Here is a 1,342-nt window from a genome sequence, read left to right as displayed (position 1 = left end):
GCCCCGGACCGCGGCGGGCGGGCCGGGTGGCGCCGCTGGGCCATGGACACGCGCCCGCTGCGCCGGCCCGCCTACCGCCGCCTCTGGTCCTCGACCATCGTCACCGCCGTGGGCAGCCAGCTCACCGCCGTCGCCGTACCCAAGCAGATCTACGACATCACCGGATCCTCGGCCTGGGTCGGCTACGCGAGCTTCGCGGGGCTGCTGCCCCTCGTCGTGTTCGCGCTCTGGGGCGGTGCCGTCGCCGACAGCGTGGACCGGCGCAAACTGCTCCTCGTCACCAACACCGGCATAGCCGTCACCTCCCTCCTCTTCTGGGTCCAGGCCGTCACCGGACTCGGCTCGGTCGCCGTCCTGATGGTGCTGCTCGCCGTCCAGCAGGCCTTCTTCGGGCTGAACTCACCGGCCCGCCAGGCCTCCATCGCCCGGCTGGTGCCCGAGGAGGAACTGGCCGCGGCGAACGCCCTCGGCTCGACCGTCATGCAGACCGGTCTGGTCGCCGGCCCGCTGCTCGCCGGCGCGCTCATCCCGGTGGTGGGCCTCGCCGAGCTCTACCTGATCGACGCCGTGGCCCTGTGCGCCACGGTGTGGGCCGTCCACCGGCTCCCCGCGCTGCCGCCCCTGACCGCCGCCGCGAGGGCGGCCGGCCGGGCGGGGCTGCGGGGGATAGCGGAGGGCTTCCGCTACATCTCGCTGCACCAGGTGCTGCTGCTGTCCTTCCTCGCCGACATCATCGCCATGGTCCTCGGCATGCCCCGCGCGCTCTTCCCCCAGCTCGCCTCCCAGACGTACGCGCCGTACGGCGAAGGTCTGGCGCTCGGACTGCTGTTCGCGGCGATCCCCGTCGGCGCGGTGCTCGGCGGACTCATGTCGGGCACCTTCTCCCGGGTGCGCCGGCACGGTCTGATGGTCATCGTCGCCGTGATCGCCTGGGGCGTGGCCGTCACCGGCTTCGGGCTGAGCGCCAACCTGTGGGTGGCCGTGGCGTTCCTCGCCGCAGCCGGTGTCGCCGACATGGTGTCCATGGTCTTCCGCGGCGCCATCCTGCTCTCCGCCGTCACCGATGAGCTCCGGGGCCGGATGCAGGGCGTCTTCACGGTGGTCGTCGCGGGCGGTCCGCGGCTGGCCGACGTGCTGCACGGCACGGCCGGGTCGGCGCTGGGCGCCCGCACGGCGGTCGTGGGAGGTGGGCTGCTCGTCGTCGTCTCCATGCTGGTGCTGGCCGTGACGATGCCGGCGCTGCGCCGCTACAGCGTGGCGGCCTGACCGGCCGGGGCAGCCTGCCCCCGGCCCGGCCGGAGGGTCCGGACCCGCCTGACCCGGCCGGGGGGCTGACCTGACC

General features: G+C 74.2%; 1 protein-coding gene. It reads left to right on the top strand.

Annotation, left to right across the window (positions count from 1 at the left end; genetic code table 11):
• Positions 1-1,266 (top strand): MFS transporter (locus HO151_RS03325; RefSeq protein WP_173894618.1); only part of this gene is annotated, 1,266 nt, incomplete at its 5' end.
• Between the last annotated feature and the right edge of the window lie 76 nt (positions 1,267-1,342).

This window comes from Streptomyces sp. 8P21H-1 (assembly GCF_013302945.1).
The sequence above is the reverse complement of the archived record's forward strand: the minus strand, read 5'-3'. Positions and strand labels throughout refer to the sequence as shown.